The sequence below is a fragment of the Rhizobium sp. SEMIA 4085 genome (assembly GCF_013004495.1).
GTDB classification, from domain to species: Bacteria; Pseudomonadota; Alphaproteobacteria; order Rhizobiales; family Rhizobiaceae; genus Rhizobium; species Rhizobium gallicum.
Window position 1 is genome coordinate 1 of sequence record NZ_JABEPH010000123.1, and the last position, 15,116, is coordinate 15,116.

A 15,116-nucleotide genomic window follows, 5' to 3' on the forward strand; every position below is an offset into this window, starting at 1 on the left:
CTGTCTCGGCCGTGAGCCGGTCGACATCGAAAATGAAATTCTGCGGCGTAATGCTGACGTCGCCGGCGGAGTTCAGAATGGTTGGCGTGCCGAAAAGACGCTCGACGCGCGAATTGCCGCCGCCAACGGCACCGAACACTGTCACGGTGTCACTGAGATCATATTCGATGCGCCCCAGCCAGGACAGGTCCTTGCTCTTCGACCACTCCCAAGGTTCCTGAACATTTGACCGGCCATCTGGCGCGTCTGGAATTTCTATGCCGGCCATCGGAAAGAACGGGCGCAGCGGAGCGTCGAAGTCTTCGCGCTGGCCAATGAAGTCGAGCGTCGCCCTTAGATCTTCGCCCTCGTAGTCGAGAGCGAGAGCGCCCACCGCAATGTCGCGCGACTGATTGTCGATCGGCGTATCGCCACCATGAAAACTGCCGTTGAAGCGCGCACCAAACTGGCGTTCCTCGCCGAAACGGCGGCTCAGGTCCAGATGGCTGCCGCCGTAAAGATCCGAAGCATAATCGGTCGTCACCCGCGTCAAGTCGACGTCTGAAGCGCGCTTCGGCACAATGTTGATGGTGCCGCCGACACTGCTGTTCGGCGATATGCCGTAAAGAAGCGCCGTCGGCCCCTTAAGAACCTCCACGCGCTCTGCATAGTCCGTGAACAGGCGGTAGGTCGGAGCGACACCGAATACGCCGTCGAAGGCGACTTCGCCGAAGTTCCCCTCGTTGAGCGGGAATCCCCTGACATAGAAGGAATCGAGCATACCGCCGGACGCATGGGTGCTTCTCACCGATGGATCATTGGCCACGACATCGGCTACCGTCTGAGCGCCCTGAGTTTCGATCGTCTGCGCTGTGTAGCTGGTAATGTTGAACGGCGTATCGATGAAGTCTCGGTTGCCGACCAATCCAATGCGACCGCCGCGCGCCACCTGTCCGCCCGGATATCCGTCCGGAGCGGTGCCCATCGTCGATGTCGAAGACCCCGCCTTGATCTCGATGCGCTCCAGCGCCGTGGCATCTTGCGCCAGTGCGGCGCGACTTACCGTCGCCAGCAAAACAGTCAGCAGTCCTACACGCAGTTCCATACACAGCCCCTCTCATGCGCGGACCAATCAAACACTCCGCCTGCCTCGACAGGTGCAAGATGCCGTTGGTTTGAGGGGTGTTAGATAACATGACTATGATTGTCAACATATTCGAAGGATCAGGCAATTTCGCTCCAAAGATTGGCGCGGCACAAGCGCTTTTCACTGCCGCTGGTCTTTGACTTCGGTCCGCGTCAGACCTTCACGATCTACCGAGTCTTTCACCTCGCGACCTTTTGGCGCCACCATGATCCGGCAAAGAGCCTCGTTCTGATGGCCGTTGCGGTAACATGCTTGACTATCTCGCCGTCTGGAAGCAGGTGCGGATCGAGGCAAACCGCCAGTTTGTGACGACCCTTGCGGTGCTTCCCGCTCATCTTTATCCCGCGCGTTCGATTGACGGTAATGGAGGAGCCGCTCGGTTACGCTGACTGCTGCTTATGCCTTCCCTCTAGTGTACTGCGTCGTGCCGGAACTAGGGCTCCCTTGGCAGCGCTACCCCTTCCGTCCCTTCATTGCTGGCTATTCGGGCGGCATTATCGTCGAGAATTGATACCAGTGACAGGCTGGCGCCGCTTCACCGCCGGCTTTCCCCAACTGCAATAGGGCGTGAGCCGGAACTGATGTCCGGGCTGTCTCAATGACATGACTCACGGCTTTGTGGCGCTATGAATGCCTGCGATGCGGCCTGACCGTACGATTTTCTATCCGGCCTGCCACCGAGAAGATCAGGAAATCGCTGTCCGTGTCGATCCTTTCTCCGTCCATCAATCTCACGACGTCGTCGACGCCCGAAACCGGATGGCGGTCGATTGACAGGAGATAATCGCCCTCCTGCAGCCCCGCCTTCTCGGCTGGGCCGCCCGGCTCGACGCGGCGAAGTCGGACGGCCGTCTTTTGCACGATGCCCGCTTCCAAAGCTATCCTTCGATGGAGCTCGACGGTGTCCGCAGCAATGCCGACATAGGCTCTGCGAACATGACCGAAGCGTAGAAGCTCGGAGACCACATGCTTTGCCGTATTGGACGCGACCGCGAACGCGATGCTTTGCGCGCCTTGGATGATCGCGGTGTTAACGCCGATCACCTCACCCGCAGACGACACCAGTGGACCGCCGGAATTGCCTGGGTTGAGTGCGGCATCGGTCTGGATGATGTCCTCCATCAAACGACCACTGGCCGCCCGCATCGACCGACCCAATGCGGATACTATTCCTGCCGTGACCGTCCATTCAAAGCCCAGAGGATTACCGATTGCTATGGCGATATGGCCGCGCTTAAGGCTTTTTGAGTCCCCCAGTTTCGCCCAAGCACCCGTCCAGTCGTTCGCGCGGATCAAAGCGAGGTCGGTATCAGCATCGCGTCCTAGCACCCTGCCCTCGACGACCGCTCCTTCCGGCGTGGTGATCCGGATATTCTTGGCGTCATCCACGACATGATTGTTGGTGACGACAAGGCCATCCGGCGAGATTGCAAAGCCCGATCCATGAGCGGCACGCCCACCGGCTCTTTCGATCCGACCGACCGCAGGGCCGACACGATCGACCGACGAAGACACTGCTAAAGAATAGGCATCCAGCAATCCGGTGTCCGAAGACGGCTGGATGTCGCGATCAATGATGCCCATTGAGAAACTCCTCGGACGCAGGATGCGTCACGTTGATGACCGGCAGCGTCTACAAAAGAGCAAGAAGCTGTCAGCTATAGGTTAATCGCAATCAAATGATGCTCGCGGCCATGTTAATCAAGCCACTGCCCAGCCCCACACATTCCGCCCTTCCGCCTCCAATTCAATCCCGGCGAGCGGCCACCGGCATTTCAGCGCCACAGCGCAATAAGCCCGCCGCTTCCGCCGGTAACGGGATCGGTGATTGGCGCGGCGAGGTTTTGAATCCGTTTCATTTGTTCCGGCGTTGGCTCGTCACGGCAGAGGTCATAATCGGCTCCAGCCGGATAGGCACCGACCACCAGGAAATCACTGCTTGCCGAAATCCGGCAATGGCCGGTTCCAGCAGGCAATACCGCCGCATCGCCGGCATGGACCTCGACCTTGAGGCCCGTCGGCCCCCCGAGCATCAACGTCGCCGAACCGATTGCAAAGCCCAGCGCCTCATGGGTTTTCGAATGATAATGATGGAACGGATAGACGCCATTTCGCCACATATTGCCCCAGCCGTTTCGTCCAAACAACGCTTCAAAGCCGGCTGCCCGGTCGTCACCATTCAGCACGCCGCGATAAAGCAGCAAGGGAAATGCCGGATTGTTCGGAATGACATTGCCGGGTTCAAGCCGGATTGCTTCGGGTTTCATATGTGCGCCTCCTCGTCCACTGAACGATAGTCGCCATTGCCGCCAGGGGTCCCGAAAATCTGGGGAACCAACCGCGCTTCGGGTAGTTGTGCATATGCATCTCGAATTCAACAGAAGCAGGAAAGGACACGTCCATGCCTTCCATCAGTTCTGCAAAAATTCTTGTTCTTGCAACTGACGGTTACGAGCGCTCCGAATTACGGGTACCGCAGGAGGAGCTGAAAAGGCGTGGCGCAACTGTCAAGATTGCCTCTATCAGGGAGGGCAGCATCAAAAGCTGGAGCAAAGGCGACTGGGGCGATAGCATCAGTGTCGACCTTCTGGCAAAGGAGGTAAAGGTTGCCGATTTCGATGCCCTCGTCCTGCCAGGAGGCCAGATTAACCCCGACAAGCTGCGCGCCGACGAGAATGCAATGCGCGTCGTCCGCGAATTCGTAAAATCCGGTAAGGTCGTCGCCGCCATATGCCATCCACCGTGGCTGCTTATCGAAGCCGATGCGTTGCGAGGCCGGCAGGCAACCTCCTACTGGTCGATCAAGACCGACGTGAAGAACGCCGGCGCCACCTGGAAAGATGAAAAGGTCGTGACCGACCAAGGCATCATCACCTCCCGTTCACCGGACGATCTGGACGCATTCGTAGCAAAGATCGTCGAAGAGATCGAGGAAGGCCGCCACGAGAAGCGAGCCGCTTGATAGGACCTCCTGTTCGCTGAGCCCGCGCACCCCTGCGCGGGCTCTTTTTTATGAGGCTTTGCGAACAGGCGTCTCCGCCGACTGCCGATCGCGAGACAGGAAATCGAGCAGTCGGTTCTCCGCCGCCCGTAGCCCCCACAATGGCTTAGCGGAACGCTGAATCCCCTCGCCTCCGGAATAGTCCTTGTCGGCGAGCGCGATGATGGAAGGGTGAATGTAACTTGAGCGCGAGATGGCCGCCGTGTTGTGCAAGACGGCGGCTGAAGCCTCCGCCATGTCCTTCACCGTCGGCCGCTTGCCCCTTTCGAGCGCATTGCGCGCAACGGCGAAGGCGGCGAGCGAGCCTGCCCACGTCCGAAAGGTCTTGGCGGTGATCGCAATACCTGAAATTTCTGCCAGGTAGCTATTCAGACGCCCGGAGTCGATCGGTTTCAACGTACCCGTCTCGTCCTTCCAAATAAAAAGCTGGCGACCGGGGAGGTCGGCGATTTCTTCCAGCATCCTTTGCAATCTGGGATGCCTGAGACTGCGCCGGACACGCTTTCCGCCCTTGGAACGAAATTTCAGTTCGATTCGGCCCTCCGTCAGCGTGATGTGCCGCTTCAACAGCGTCGTTGCACCATAAGTGCCGTTTTCCTTAAGATAGGCTTGGCTGCCGACGCGAAGATGTGCCTCATCGAGCAATGTCGTCAACGCCGCGAGGACACCGCGGACATTGTCCGCACCAACCTCAAGATCGCGCTGCACCTGCCGCCGTATCCTAGGCAAGGCGTGGCCAAAAGCGATCAGCTGATCGAATTTTGCGGTGCTGCGGAAGGACTGCCAATCCTTGTGATAGCGATATTGCTTTCGGCCCCGTGCATCAAATCCGGTCGCCTGCAAATGGCCGTTTTCCTTCAGACATATCCAGACGTTTTCGTATGCGGGAGGCAGCCCGAGTGCGGCGATACGGTGCTTCTGCTGCGGCTCGCAAACCAGCGAGCCGTCCGGTAGCCGATAACAGAAGCCTCGGCCCTTTCTCTGCCTGCTAATACCGGGTTCGGTGTCGCTCACATAAACCAGGCCAATGTCACTTAGGGCTTCAGCACTCATCGCTTTGTTCGATTGCTAACTGTTCCGCCGACCGAAGTGAAACCAACGCTGACGCTCAGTCTTTGTGGCATTCTTCGGCGGCACCGAGGCACCCTTCGGCGCAAAGACGGCAATGCTTTCACGGTAGACCATCCCCGGGCTTTCCGGATCGAATACCGTGAAGGGATCGTCGGCACCAGTGTCGACCACCCGCTCCCACGTCTTGATGCCGTTCACTCCCGGAAGCGTGACTTCGCAATCACCGCCAGCATTGAACACCATGAAAAGACCATCCATCTTTTCCGCATCCGATGCGAGGACACTGCGTGACACGTAAACGCTCAGGACCCGCAAGTCGTTGTCGTTCCAGGCACCATCGTCCATGAAGTCGCCATCCGGTTTGTACCAGGCGATTTCGATCCGTCCGTCCTCTGCGGTTTCACCCGTCAGGAAGCGCTCCTGCCGAAGCTCCGGCTGCGCCTTACGGAAAGCAATCATCTTCTGACAGAAGGTCAGAAATGGATCGTCAAGCCCGCTCCAGTCGATCCAACCGATTTCGTTGTCCTGGCAATAGGCATTGTTGTTACCGCCCTGGCTGTTGCCGACCTCATCACCTGCAAGGATCATCGGCACGCCCTGGCTGAGCAGCAGCGTTGCCATCATGTTGCGCCGCCGCCTGCGGCGCGCGTTAGAGATATCGGCGTCGTCGGTCGCGCCCTCCACACCCATATTGTCCGAATGATTGTCGGAATGGCCGTCGCGGTTGTCCTCGCCGTTGGCCTCATTATGCTTGCCGTTGAAGGAGACCGTATCCATCAGAGTGAAGCCGTCATGAGCCGAAAGCAGATTGATGGACGATGTCGAGCCACGGTCCGAATGATTGAACTGCAACGCCGAGCCGGTAACGCGCTCTGCCATCTCCGACACCTGGCCACCGTCGCCTTTCCAGAAACGTCGAACGTCATCGCGGAATTTGTCGTTCCATTCGCGAAAGGGGTGGGGAAATCCGCCGACCTGATAGCCGCCTTCGCCGACATCCCAAGGCTCGGCGATCAGCTTCACGCCGGCAAGCATCGGATCTTGCCGAATCGCGCTGAAAAAGATGCCCTGCCGGTCGAATTCCATATCCTGCCGGCCGAGAGTGCTCGCCAGATCGAAGCGGAAACCGTCGATGTGCATGGCGCCAACCCAATAGCGCAAGCTGTCGAGCACCATGCGCATCACCATGGGATTGGCAACGTTCAGCGTGTTGCCGGTACCTGTCGTATCGAAGGTGTGGCGGGGATCGTCAGGCGAGAGAATATAGTAGCTTGCATTGTCGAGGCCGCGAAAGGAAAGCGTCGGACCTTTCTCGCTGCCTTCGGCCGTGTGGTTATAGACCACGTCCATGATCACTTCGATGCCGGAGGCATGGAACTTTCTCACCATCGTCTTGAACTCGGTGATCTTGTCGCTCGACATGTAGCGCGACTGCGGCGCGAAGAAGCCGAGCGTCTGGTAGCCCCAGTAATTGGTGAGATGCTTCTCTTCCAGATAGCGGTCGTTCGGAAAAAACTGGATCGGCAGCAATTCGACGGCCGAGACACCGAGTTTCGTCAGATGATCGATGATCGGGTCGCTGCACATGCCAAGAAAGGTACCGCGCAATCTGTCCGGTACCTTCGGATGCGTCATCGTCATACCGCGCACATGCGTTTCATAGATGACCGTTTCCGTCCACGGGCGCCGGATTGCCTCATCACCGTCCCAGTCGAAATCGGGATCCTGCACCACGCCCTTCACCATGAAGGGCGCGCTGTCGCGCTCGTCGAAGGAGAGATCGTCCTTTCCGATCGTATAACCGTAGAGCGCATCGTTCCATTTGAGATCGCCAATCACCTGCTTGGCGTAGGGATCAAGCAGAAGCTTGTTGGGATTGAAACGGTGGCCGTTTTCTGGATCATAGGGTCCGCTTACGCGATAGCCATAAACGGTGCCCGGCTTCACACCGGCGATATAGCCCGACCAGATATCGCCCTCGCGCTTGGGCAACGGCATGCGTGCCGTTTCCTTTTTGCCGTCGTCGGAAAAGAGACAAAGATCGATCTGCTCGGCGTGAGCGGAATAGACAGCAAAATGAGTCCCGGTCCCGGTATATTCGGCGCCCAGTTCCGGCTTCATGAAGTCGAGTTCGGAAAAAGAAAAACTCATAATCACTCCGCTCGGTGGATCGCCAAGCGGGAAACGTTACCGCAGTGCGAAAGTTCCCTGCGTCGGCGCCAAGGGCGCTACGGCATGAGCTGGCCGCCATTCACCTCGATGATCTGGCCGGTGATGTAGCCTGAGAGCGTCGGCGACGCGAGGAACAGATAAGCACCGACGCAGTCTTCCGATGTACCGACAAAGCCCATCGGAATGGTTTTGCGCTGCATCTCCATCTGTTCGTCGTTGGTATAGCGCTCGTGGAACGGCGTTGCGATGACGCCCGGTGCGACGGCGTTGACGCGGATGCGGTCGCCGACGAACTCCTTGGCATGCCCCCGCGTGATCGTCGAGACGAAGCCTTTGGAGGCCGCATAAAGAATCGCACCGTTGCCGCCGCCATTTCGTGCAGCGATCGAGGTGGTATTGATGATGAAGCCGCCCTGCTTCTTAAGCCAGGGATGCGCGGCGCGCGTTGCGGCAAGAACAGAACGGGCATTCAGATCCATTACCTTGGCATAATGCTCGTCGGTATATTCCGCAGTCGGCTTACGGCCAAGCATGCCGCCAGCATTGTTGATGAGGCCATCGAGATGTCCGAAGGTCTTAGCGGTCTCCCCTACAACGCGTTCGGTCTCGCCTTCCTTTGAAACGTCGCCCTGCACCAGATGCACAACGGTACCAGTCGCTCTGATCTCCTCGGCAAGCTTTTCGGCCGGCTCGCGGCTTGCATTGTAGTGGATGCCAACCTTCATGCCCTGCGCCGCGAACGCCCGGGCAAGAGCCGCACCGATACCGGTCGATGCACCGGTGATCAGCACCGCTTTGCCGTTCAGGTCAGGTATTTTTATGGACGCGAGTGATTGAGCAAGATTAGCCATGGCAGCAGAAGCCTCCCGAAAAGACATGAAATAGATAGTGAAATGGATTTGACGAGCGTCTTAGCAGGCGAAATTGCGGATGGACAACGCACGAAAGCGAGAACCGCTGTGCGCCGTCAAACTCTTTCGAGAGCTATCGCAATCCCTTGGCCGACGCCGATGCACATCGTCGAGAGCGAATAGCGCCCGCCCGATTCGACAAGCTCCAGCGCAGCCGTTCCGGCAATGCGCGCCCCCGACATGCCAAGCGGATGGCCGAGCGCGATGGCGCCCCCATTGCGGTTGACGCGGGGATCGTCATCGACAATCCCAAGTTCGCGCAGCACGGCCAGCCCCTGCGAAGCAAAGGCTTCGTTCAGCTCGATGACATCGAACTGATCCTCCGTCATGCCGAGTCGCGCCATCAGCTTGCGCGATGCCGGAACCGGTCCGATCCCCATGACCCGCGGCGGCACGGCGGCGGCAGCACCGCCCAGGATACGCGCGATCGGCCTCAGGCCATGCTTCCGCGCCGCTGCTTCGGAGGCCAAGACCAATGCCGCGGCGCCGTCGTTGACGCCAGATGCATTGCCCGCCGTGACTGTGCCGCCTTCCTTCTTGAATGGCGTGCCAAGCTTTCTTAGGGCCTCCATCGTCGTTGCGCGCGGATGTTCATCCTTCTCGATGACCATGGGGGCGCCCTTGCGCTGTGGGATCACGACTGTCGTGATCTCCTTCGCCAGCCGGCCGTTTGCCTGAGCGGCGGCGGCCTTAGCCTGCGAACGCAGTGCGAAGGTATCCTGATCCTCGCGGCTGACATTGTAATCCTCGGCGACGTTCTCGCCCGTTTCCGGCATGGAATCGACGCCATACTGATTCTTCATTAGCGGGTTGATAAAGCGCCAGCCGATCGTCGTGTCGTAGATTTCGGCATTGCGTGAAAAGGCCGTGTCCGCCTTCGGCATCACGAATGGTGCGCGCGACATGCTCTCCACGCCGCCTGCAATCATCAGTTCCGCCTCGCCGGCGCGAATGGCGCGCGCCGCGGCGATGACGGCATCCATGCCCGAGCCGCAGAGCCGGTTGATCGTCGTCCCCGGGACTGCAATCGGAAGGCCCGCAAGTAGCAGCGACATCCGCGCCACGTTACGATTGTCCTCGCCGGCCTGGTTCGCGCAGCCGAAAATGACGTCGTCGGCGGCCTCCCAGTCGATCGATGGGTTACGCTGCATTAGTGCTTTGAGAGGCACAGCCCCGAGATCGTCCGCGCGCACTGATGACAGAGAGCCGCCGAAACGGCCGATCGGCGTGCGGATATAGTCGCAGATATAGGCGTCGCTCATGGTCTCTTCCTCAAAGTTCCGGCACGACAAGGTCGGCAATTGGCCCCTCGACGTGGAGCGGCGCGCCGGTCATGGCCTGCAGTTCCTCGATCGAGATCGCCGCCAGCTTCTCACGCAGCACGAAATGTCCCTTCACAATGTCGACGATGGCGTGGCTCGTATAAACGCGCGTGATGCAGCCGACGCCGGTCAGCGGGAAAGTGCATCTTTCGACGAGCTTCGGCTCGCCGTTCTTGGTGACGTGTTCTGTAATCACGAAGACCTGTCTCGCCCCATGGACGAGATCCATTGCGCCGCCGACGGCCGGCACGCCCTTGCTGCCGACGCGCCAGTTGGCCAGATCGCCGTTCTGGGCAACCTGATAGGCACCGAGGATGGCGACGTCGAGATGGCCGCCGCGCACCATGGCAAAACTGTCGGCGTGGTGGAAGAAGGACGCACCAAGCTTCAGCGTCACCGGCCTCTTGCCGGCATTGATCAGATCCCAGTCTTCTTCGCCGACAGGTGGCGCTTCACCGAAGTTCAAGATACCGTTCTCGGTATGGAAGATCGCCTGCCGACCGGGCGGCTGGTAGCGGGCCACCATTTCGGGAAAGCCGATGCCGAGGTTCACATAGGCCCCGTCGGCAATATCCTGAGCGGCACGCCAGGCGATCTGAGCATTGGAAAGCTTGATGTCTTCGCGAGTCGTCGCGGGTCGGGTATCGCCGGTCATAGGTAAGCCACTCCGGCTCGAACGAGCTCTTCTTCCTGCTGCGGATTGGATATCTCGACGAGACGGTCGACGAAGATGCCGGGTGTGACGACATGTTCGGGATCGATCCCGCCCGCAGGCACGATCTTCGAGACCTGTGCGATCGTCTTTGCAGCCGCCATGCACATCAGCGGGTTAAAGTTCCGGCCGGCTTTGTTGTAGGTGAGATTGCCGTGCAAGTCGCCGATATGCGCCTTCACGATCGCAAAATCGGCCTTCAACCAGCGCTCCTGGACATAGTGCCTGCCATCGAATTCGGCGACTATCTTGCCTTCGGAAAGCTCGGTGCCGTAGGCCGTCGGCGTGTAGAAAGCCGGGATGCCGGCACCGGCCGCACGGATGCGTTCGGCAAGCGTCCCCTGCGGCACAAGTTCCAGCTCGATCTCCCCGGCGAGGTATCTTTGCGTGAAGGCACGCGGATCCGAGGAACGCGGGAAGGAGCAGATCATTTTCCGCACCATGCCGGCGTCGATCATCGCGGCGATGCCGATGCGGCCGTTGCCGGCATTGTTGTTGATGACGCTCAGGTTCTTCGGCCCCTTGTCGATGAGCGCGTGGATAAGCTCGATCGGCGCCCCTGAGCCGCCAAAACCACCGATCATGATGCTGGCGCCATCACTGATTTCGCAGACGGCTTCCGCCGCGCTCCTGATTGTCTTGTCCATACGGGATCTCTCCTTGCCGAATAGGCGGGGACACGCTCCTCCCATGCCCGTGATAACGAATAAGCCGAGACGAAATCGGCGGCAAGACAATTTGTGCGCTATTTGACTTTTGTTCATATATCGCACAGACTTAAAATTCTGATCGGAGGGCAGCAAAATGCGGGAAACGGATTTCGTCAGCGGCTTTGCCCGCGGCTTGAAAGTCATCGAAGCCTTCGGTGAGACGCACCAGCGTCTGTCGATCACAGAAGCTTCCAAGCTCGCCGGCCTTGACCGTGCCACCGTCCGCCGCTCGCTTCTGACACTCGCAGAGCTCGGTTATGCGGATTACGACGGAAAGTTCTTCACATTGACGCCGAAGATCCTGCGCCTCGGCCATGCCTATCTCTCGGCAACGCCCTTGCCCCTGCAGATCCAACCGCATCTCGACCAATTGTCCGAAAAGGCTGGACAGAGCGCCTCGGCCTCGGTTCTCGATGGCAGCGAGATCGTCTATATCGCCCGCGCCTCGCAACGCCGCGTCATGTCGATCAATCTGACGCCTGGCAGCCGCCTGCCTGCCTATTGCGCCTCGATGGGCCGCGTGCTGCTCGCAGCACTGCCGGAAAGCGAAGCGCGTGCTATTCTTGGCCGGACGGAATTGAAGCAGAACACGCCGAACACCAAGACAGACCCGGAAGACCTGATTGCCGAATTCCGCCGCATCCGCTCAAAAGGCTATGCCATCATCGATCAAGAGCTTGAAATCGGCCTTTGCTCCATCGCCGTTCCGGTCGAAAACGATCGAGGTCAGACGGTTGCGGCAATCAACATCGGAGCGCCGGCAGCCCACGCCCCTGCATCGGAAATGGCCGAGCGCTATCTGCCTCTTTTGCACGAGACGCAAAAGGCCTTGCGGCTGGTTTTGAAATAGCGGTGCAAAAGCCCTCCCCCGCAAGCCGAAGCGAAGTCATACTCCGAGCTTCGTCCGCTCGGCCATACGCCACATGCGCGGCGTCTCGCCCGTCCGTTTCAGAAAGAAGCGCGAGAAGTAGGCCGGATCGGCAAAGCCCAACCGGTAGCCGATCTCCTGGACGCTGCCGAAGGTGAAGACCAGTTCGCGTTTTGCCTCGTCCGTCAGCTTGCGGGCGATGAGTTCGTGCATGCTATGTCCCATTGAAGCCTTGACAATGCGGTTCAGATGCGTTGGCGAGATGCCGAGCGCGCGAGCGTAGAAGACGGCCGGCTTATGTCCTCTTAGATGCTGCTGCATCAGGCCGCTTAGAACCTCCATGCGTCGGCTATTCTCATCGGCCATCTCACTTTCGGCACCTTCGCAAATCCGCGCCGTCAGTTGCAGTGCGGAAGTCAGATAGGCATCCAGCAGATCATTCCGGCCGCTCCGTCGCCCCGAAAATTCTTCTCCCAACCGCGTGAGCGTCCGCGCCACGTAAGCTGCATCCTCGTTTTGCATATCGAGCTCCGTCAGGTGCGGTTTCGCCAGCCACTCCCCGAACCAGCTGCGATCGCCAGGTATGGCCTTCAGATGCGAGGCGAGCACCGTGATAACAAAGCCATCGATATCTTTCGAAAAGCGGAAGCCGTGCCTCAGGCCGGGCGGTACGGTGATCACCGAGCGCGGACGGATTGTATACCGCTCCTGGCCGAAGATCGCATCGCCCGACCCGGCATCGATGTACAATATCTGAAGGAAGTTTTCATGCCGATGCAGCCGGATTTCCCAGTGATGAAGGCTGCTGCGCGATGGAATAGTCTCGCAATGCACCCAGAAATCCGGCTTCTTACCGGCACTCTCGCCATAGAGCTCATAGGTCGGAACGAATTTCGTCATCGCACGCACATTCTTGATGTTCGATTTGTGCAATTTCTCGGATGAAAAGTCCATTGCCGGGACTGTTGCCTGAGAGGAGAATTTGACGAAAGACAAGCGCGGGGAGGAAGCATGCGCACACAGGTTGCGATTATCGGCTCCGGGCCATCCGGACTTCTGCTCGGCCAGCTTTTGACGGAGGCGGGTATTGAAAACGTCATTCTGGACCGGGTCGGCAAGGACTACATTCTCGGACGCGTTCGTGCCGGGGTCTTGGAGGAAGGCACAGTTAACCTTATGGATCAGGCAAAGGCCGGCGTCCGCATGCATGCCGAAGGCCTGCCGCATGACGGCTTCTCGCTTGCCTTCGACGGTCGCGATCACCGCATCGATCTCTTTGGGCTTACCGGAGGCAAGCGCGTCATGGTCTATGGCCAGACGGAACTCACACGCGACCTGATGGACCATCGCGAAAAGACTGGCGCTTTGACGATCTACGACGCGGCTGACGTCCAGCCGCATGATTTCAATGGCCGGCACCCCTGCCTCACCTATAACAAGGACGGCACCACGCATCGTATCAATTGCGATTTCATCGCCGGCTGTGACGGCTTTCATGGTGCAAGCCGCAAAGCCGTGCCGGAAAGTTCGCTCCGCGTCTTCGAGAAGGTCTACCCCTTCGGCTGGCTCGGCATCTTGGCTGACGTGCCGCCAGTCAGCCACGAGTTGATCTATGCCAACCATCCCCGCGGCTTCGCCCTCTGTTCGATGCGCTCGCAGACCCGCAGCCGCTATTACATCCAGTGCCCGCTCGATGAAAAAATCGATAACTGGGGCGACGACCGTTTCTGGGCGGAACTCCGCCGCCGCCTTCCAACTCATCACGCAGACGCAGTGATCACCGCACCGTCGTTCGAAAAGTCGATCGCACCTCTGCGATCCTTCGTCTCCGAGCCGATGCGTTTCGGCCGGCTGTTCTTAGTCGGGGATGCCGCCCATATCGTGCCGCCAACGGGCGCCAAGGGCCTCAACCTCGCCGCCAGCGACGTGCACTACCTTTTCAACGGCCTTATCGAACACTACCAGGATCGCTCGAATGCCGGTATCGATGCCTATTCCGAACGCGCGCTCTCCCGCGTCTGGAAAGCCGTCCGCTTCTCCTGGTCAATGACGAGGATGATGCACCGGTTCCCCGATGCGAGCGACTTCGACCAGAAGATCCAGGAAGCCGAACTCGACTATTTGACGCATTCCCAGGCAGCCGCAACAGCGCTTGCGGAAAACTATGTTGGACTTCCCTACTAGCCGAAGCGTTTCGCTTTCCGCGATGAGTTTGTCAGATCCGTCGAACGTCAAGAAGACTTGACACTTTTGGTTCCATCGGACTGTGTTCGAGGATCGGGCGACATCTGGCCGATATGGTCAATCTGTTCGATCCGGAGATCATCGTCGTGGACAATGGAGGAATTCGCGTTCTTCACCAACCGAAACCCGTCGCCGATTGGGTTCCGAGTTCATGGGCAAGGGGCGCTGCCGCACTCGCGGCGCAGAATTCTTTCGACTTCGAAGGCTCGCCGAGAGGTTGGTGAGTTGAGAAGTCCCGGGATTTGGCGGGATCGCTCGTTGAGCAGGGTCGCTGCGCAGCCGACGCTCCCCGAGCAACCGTCTAGCAGCATTAAGCGCCAGGAGTGCCTGTCTTCATGCTAGATGCCAAACAACAACGATCCGCGGGTGCCAGGTGGCCAAAATCGATTTCCAAGCGGCTAACTCCTATGTCTTTCATCAGGTGATCATTTAGAGCCGAAAGCGCACAACTGGTGGCTGGCGGTTCCTCATTGCCGCCAAAAGTTCCAGTGACGGCCCGCAAGATTTTGAGCAGCATCCGCTCCACCGTTCGGAGCGGCCGTTTCGTGGCTGATGTCATTTGCAATGCTCTCCAATCTGGCGGCTGCAACTTGCGAAATCTGCAGAGGTGGACGGCGTGAGGCTACGCAGTCACCGGTCCTTTGGGCCGGCAAGTGGTCTCCGCCGGATGTTTTCACGGAAGAGGCACTGCGTCCCAATGCAGACCACTCCTGCTGAGTGTACGATCGCCAGATTAGAGCCGTGCTTCGAGGATCAGGTTGAACGGCGTTTCCATAGCGCGGCGGAAACGGGTGAAGCCCGCTTTGCGGAAGACTCCAGCCAGGCGGGCTTCGCCAGCCTGCGCACCAAGTACCATACGGCCGCCATCTGCAATTGCGTGGGCGCAGCAGATCGTCGTAGAAGCCGCATAATACATTCTAGCAACCGGCGAGATATTGTCTTCCACCCGATCGTTGGCGAAGGGTTCCACGAGCACGAC

The 15,116-nt window shown here is 59.0% G+C and carries 13 protein-coding genes and 1 pseudogene; 3 read left to right on the forward strand and 11 right to left on the reverse strand.

Annotated elements, in window-relative coordinates; all coding sequences use genetic code 11:
• The 3 genes from C9413_RS14350 to C9413_RS14360 all read right to left on the reverse strand — a co-directional run.
• Positions 1-1,084 (reverse strand): TonB-dependent receptor plug domain-containing protein (locus C9413_RS14350; RefSeq protein WP_170250580.1); only part of this gene is annotated, 1,084 nt, incomplete at its 3' end.
• Between the two features lie 666 nt (positions 1,085-1,750).
• The gene (locus tag C9413_RS14355) at positions 1,751-2,710 is read right to left on the reverse strand and encodes a trypsin-like peptidase domain-containing protein (protein WP_040115223.1); all 960 of its coding nucleotides are present in this window, start codon (positions 2,708-2,710) and stop codon (positions 1,751-1,753) included.
• Positions 2,711-2,901: 191 nt separating this feature from the next.
• The gene (locus C9413_RS14360; protein WP_040115222.1) at positions 2,902-3,393 is read right to left on the reverse strand and encodes a cupin; all 492 of its coding nucleotides are present in this window, start codon (positions 3,391-3,393) and stop codon (positions 2,902-2,904) included.
• A gap of 134 nt (positions 3,394-3,527) precedes the next feature.
• Between C9413_RS14360 and C9413_RS14365 the strand changes: the two genes are divergently transcribed.
• On the forward strand, positions 3,528-4,088 hold the full coding sequence (locus C9413_RS14365) for a type 1 glutamine amidotransferase domain-containing protein (protein ID WP_040115220.1): 561 nt from the start codon (positions 3,528-3,530) through the stop codon (positions 4,086-4,088).
• A gap of 48 nt (positions 4,089-4,136) precedes the next feature.
• On the opposite strand, the gene C9413_RS14370 is transcribed toward C9413_RS14365, so the two are convergent.
• From C9413_RS14370 to C9413_RS14395, 6 genes are all read right to left on the reverse strand, one after another.
• Positions 4,137-5,180, reverse strand: a complete 1,044-nt coding sequence (locus C9413_RS14370; protein WP_040115218.1) for a DNA topoisomerase IB — start codon at positions 5,178-5,180, stop codon at positions 4,137-4,139.
• 15 nt (positions 5,181-5,195) lie between these two features.
• The gene (gene glgX / locus C9413_RS14375; RefSeq protein WP_170250581.1) at positions 5,196-7,349 is read right to left on the reverse strand and encodes a glycogen debranching protein GlgX; all 2,154 of its coding nucleotides are present in this window, start codon (positions 7,347-7,349) and stop codon (positions 5,196-5,198) included.
• Between the two features lie 77 nt (positions 7,350-7,426).
• The gene (locus C9413_RS14380; RefSeq protein WP_040115216.1) at positions 7,427-8,221 is read right to left on the reverse strand and encodes an SDR family oxidoreductase; all 795 of its coding nucleotides are present in this window, start codon (positions 8,219-8,221) and stop codon (positions 7,427-7,429) included.
• Positions 8,222-8,337: 116 nt separating this feature from the next.
• The gene (gene pcaF / locus C9413_RS14385) at positions 8,338-9,543 is read right to left on the reverse strand and encodes a 3-oxoadipyl-CoA thiolase (protein WP_040115215.1); all 1,206 of its coding nucleotides are present in this window, start codon (positions 9,541-9,543) and stop codon (positions 8,338-8,340) included.
• A 10-nt stretch (positions 9,544-9,553) separates the two neighbouring features.
• On the reverse strand, positions 9,554-10,258 hold the full coding sequence (locus tag C9413_RS14390; protein ID WP_040115214.1) for a 3-oxoacid CoA-transferase subunit B: 705 nt from the start codon (positions 10,256-10,258) through the stop codon (positions 9,554-9,556).
• Positions 10,255-10,962 carry a 3-oxoacid CoA-transferase subunit A gene (locus C9413_RS14395; RefSeq protein ID WP_040115213.1) on the reverse strand — a complete coding sequence of 236 codons (708 nt, stop codon included), beginning with the start codon at positions 10,960-10,962 and terminating at the stop codon, positions 10,255-10,257. Before C9413_RS14395 ends, C9413_RS14390 begins: the two co-directional genes overlap by 4 nt.
• 157 nt (positions 10,963-11,119) lie before the next feature.
• Between C9413_RS14395 and C9413_RS14400 the strand changes: the two genes are divergently transcribed.
• Positions 11,120-11,875, forward strand: coding sequence for an IclR family transcriptional regulator (locus tag C9413_RS14400; protein ID WP_040115212.1), 756 nt, complete (start codon positions 11,120-11,122; stop codon positions 11,873-11,875).
• Positions 11,876-11,911: 36 nt separating this feature from the next.
• On the opposite strand, the gene C9413_RS14405 is transcribed toward C9413_RS14400, so the two are convergent.
• Positions 11,912-12,793 carry a helix-turn-helix domain-containing protein gene (locus tag C9413_RS14405; RefSeq protein ID WP_040116525.1) on the reverse strand — a complete coding sequence of 294 codons (882 nt, stop codon included), beginning with the start codon at positions 12,791-12,793 and terminating at the stop codon, positions 11,912-11,914.
• A 111-nt stretch (positions 12,794-12,904) separates the two neighbouring features.
• Between C9413_RS14405 and pobA the strand changes: the two genes are divergently transcribed.
• Complete coding sequence (gene pobA, locus C9413_RS14410; protein WP_040115211.1) at positions 12,905-14,077, forward strand: 4-hydroxybenzoate 3-monooxygenase; 1,173 nt, start codon at positions 12,905-12,907, stop codon at positions 14,075-14,077.
• A gap of 793 nt (positions 14,078-14,870) precedes the next feature.
• Here the strand turns inward: pobA and C9413_RS14420 are convergent.
• Positions 14,871-15,116: pseudogene (locus C9413_RS14420) on the reverse strand (SAM-dependent methyltransferase); the annotation flags it as partial.

Excerpts from the sequence above, each read along its gene's own strand:
- C9413_RS14355 (WP_040115223.1), bottom strand. The coding sequence starts at position 2,710 with ATGGGCATCATTGATCGCGACATCCAGCCGTCTTCGGACACCGGATTG.
- pobA (WP_040115211.1), top strand. The coding sequence starts at position 12,905 with ATGCGCACACAGGTTGCGATTATCGGCTCCGGGCCATCCGGACTTCTG.
- pcaF (WP_040115215.1), bottom strand. The coding sequence starts at position 9,543 with ATGAGCGACGCCTATATCTGCGACTATATCCGCACGCCGATCGGCCGT.
- C9413_RS14360 (WP_040115222.1), bottom strand. The coding sequence starts at position 3,393 with ATGAAACCCGAAGCAATCCGGCTTGAACCCGGCAATGTCATTCCGAAC.
- C9413_RS14365 (WP_040115220.1), top strand. The coding sequence starts at position 3,528 with ATGCCTTCCATCAGTTCTGCAAAAATTCTTGTTCTTGCAACTGACGGT.
- C9413_RS14390 (WP_040115214.1), bottom strand. The coding sequence starts at position 10,258 with ATGACCGGCGATACCCGACCCGCGACGACTCGCGAAGACATCAAGCTT.
- C9413_RS14395 (WP_040115213.1), bottom strand. The coding sequence starts at position 10,962 with ATGGACAAGACAATCAGGAGCGCGGCGGAAGCCGTCTGCGAAATCAGT.
- C9413_RS14405 (WP_040116525.1), bottom strand. The coding sequence starts at position 12,793 with ATGACGAAATTCGTTCCGACCTATGAGCTCTATGGCGAGAGTGCCGGT.
- C9413_RS14400 (WP_040115212.1), top strand. The coding sequence starts at position 11,120 with ATGCGGGAAACGGATTTCGTCAGCGGCTTTGCCCGCGGCTTGAAAGTC.
- glgX (WP_170250581.1), bottom strand. The coding sequence starts at position 7,349 with ATGAGTTTTTCTTTTTCCGAACTCGACTTCATGAAGCCGGAACTGGGC.
- C9413_RS14380 (WP_040115216.1), bottom strand. The coding sequence starts at position 8,221 with ATGGCTAATCTTGCTCAATCACTCGCGTCCATAAAAATACCTGACCTG.
- C9413_RS14370 (WP_040115218.1), bottom strand. The coding sequence starts at position 5,180 with ATGAGTGCTGAAGCCCTAAGTGACATTGGCCTGGTTTATGTGAGCGAC.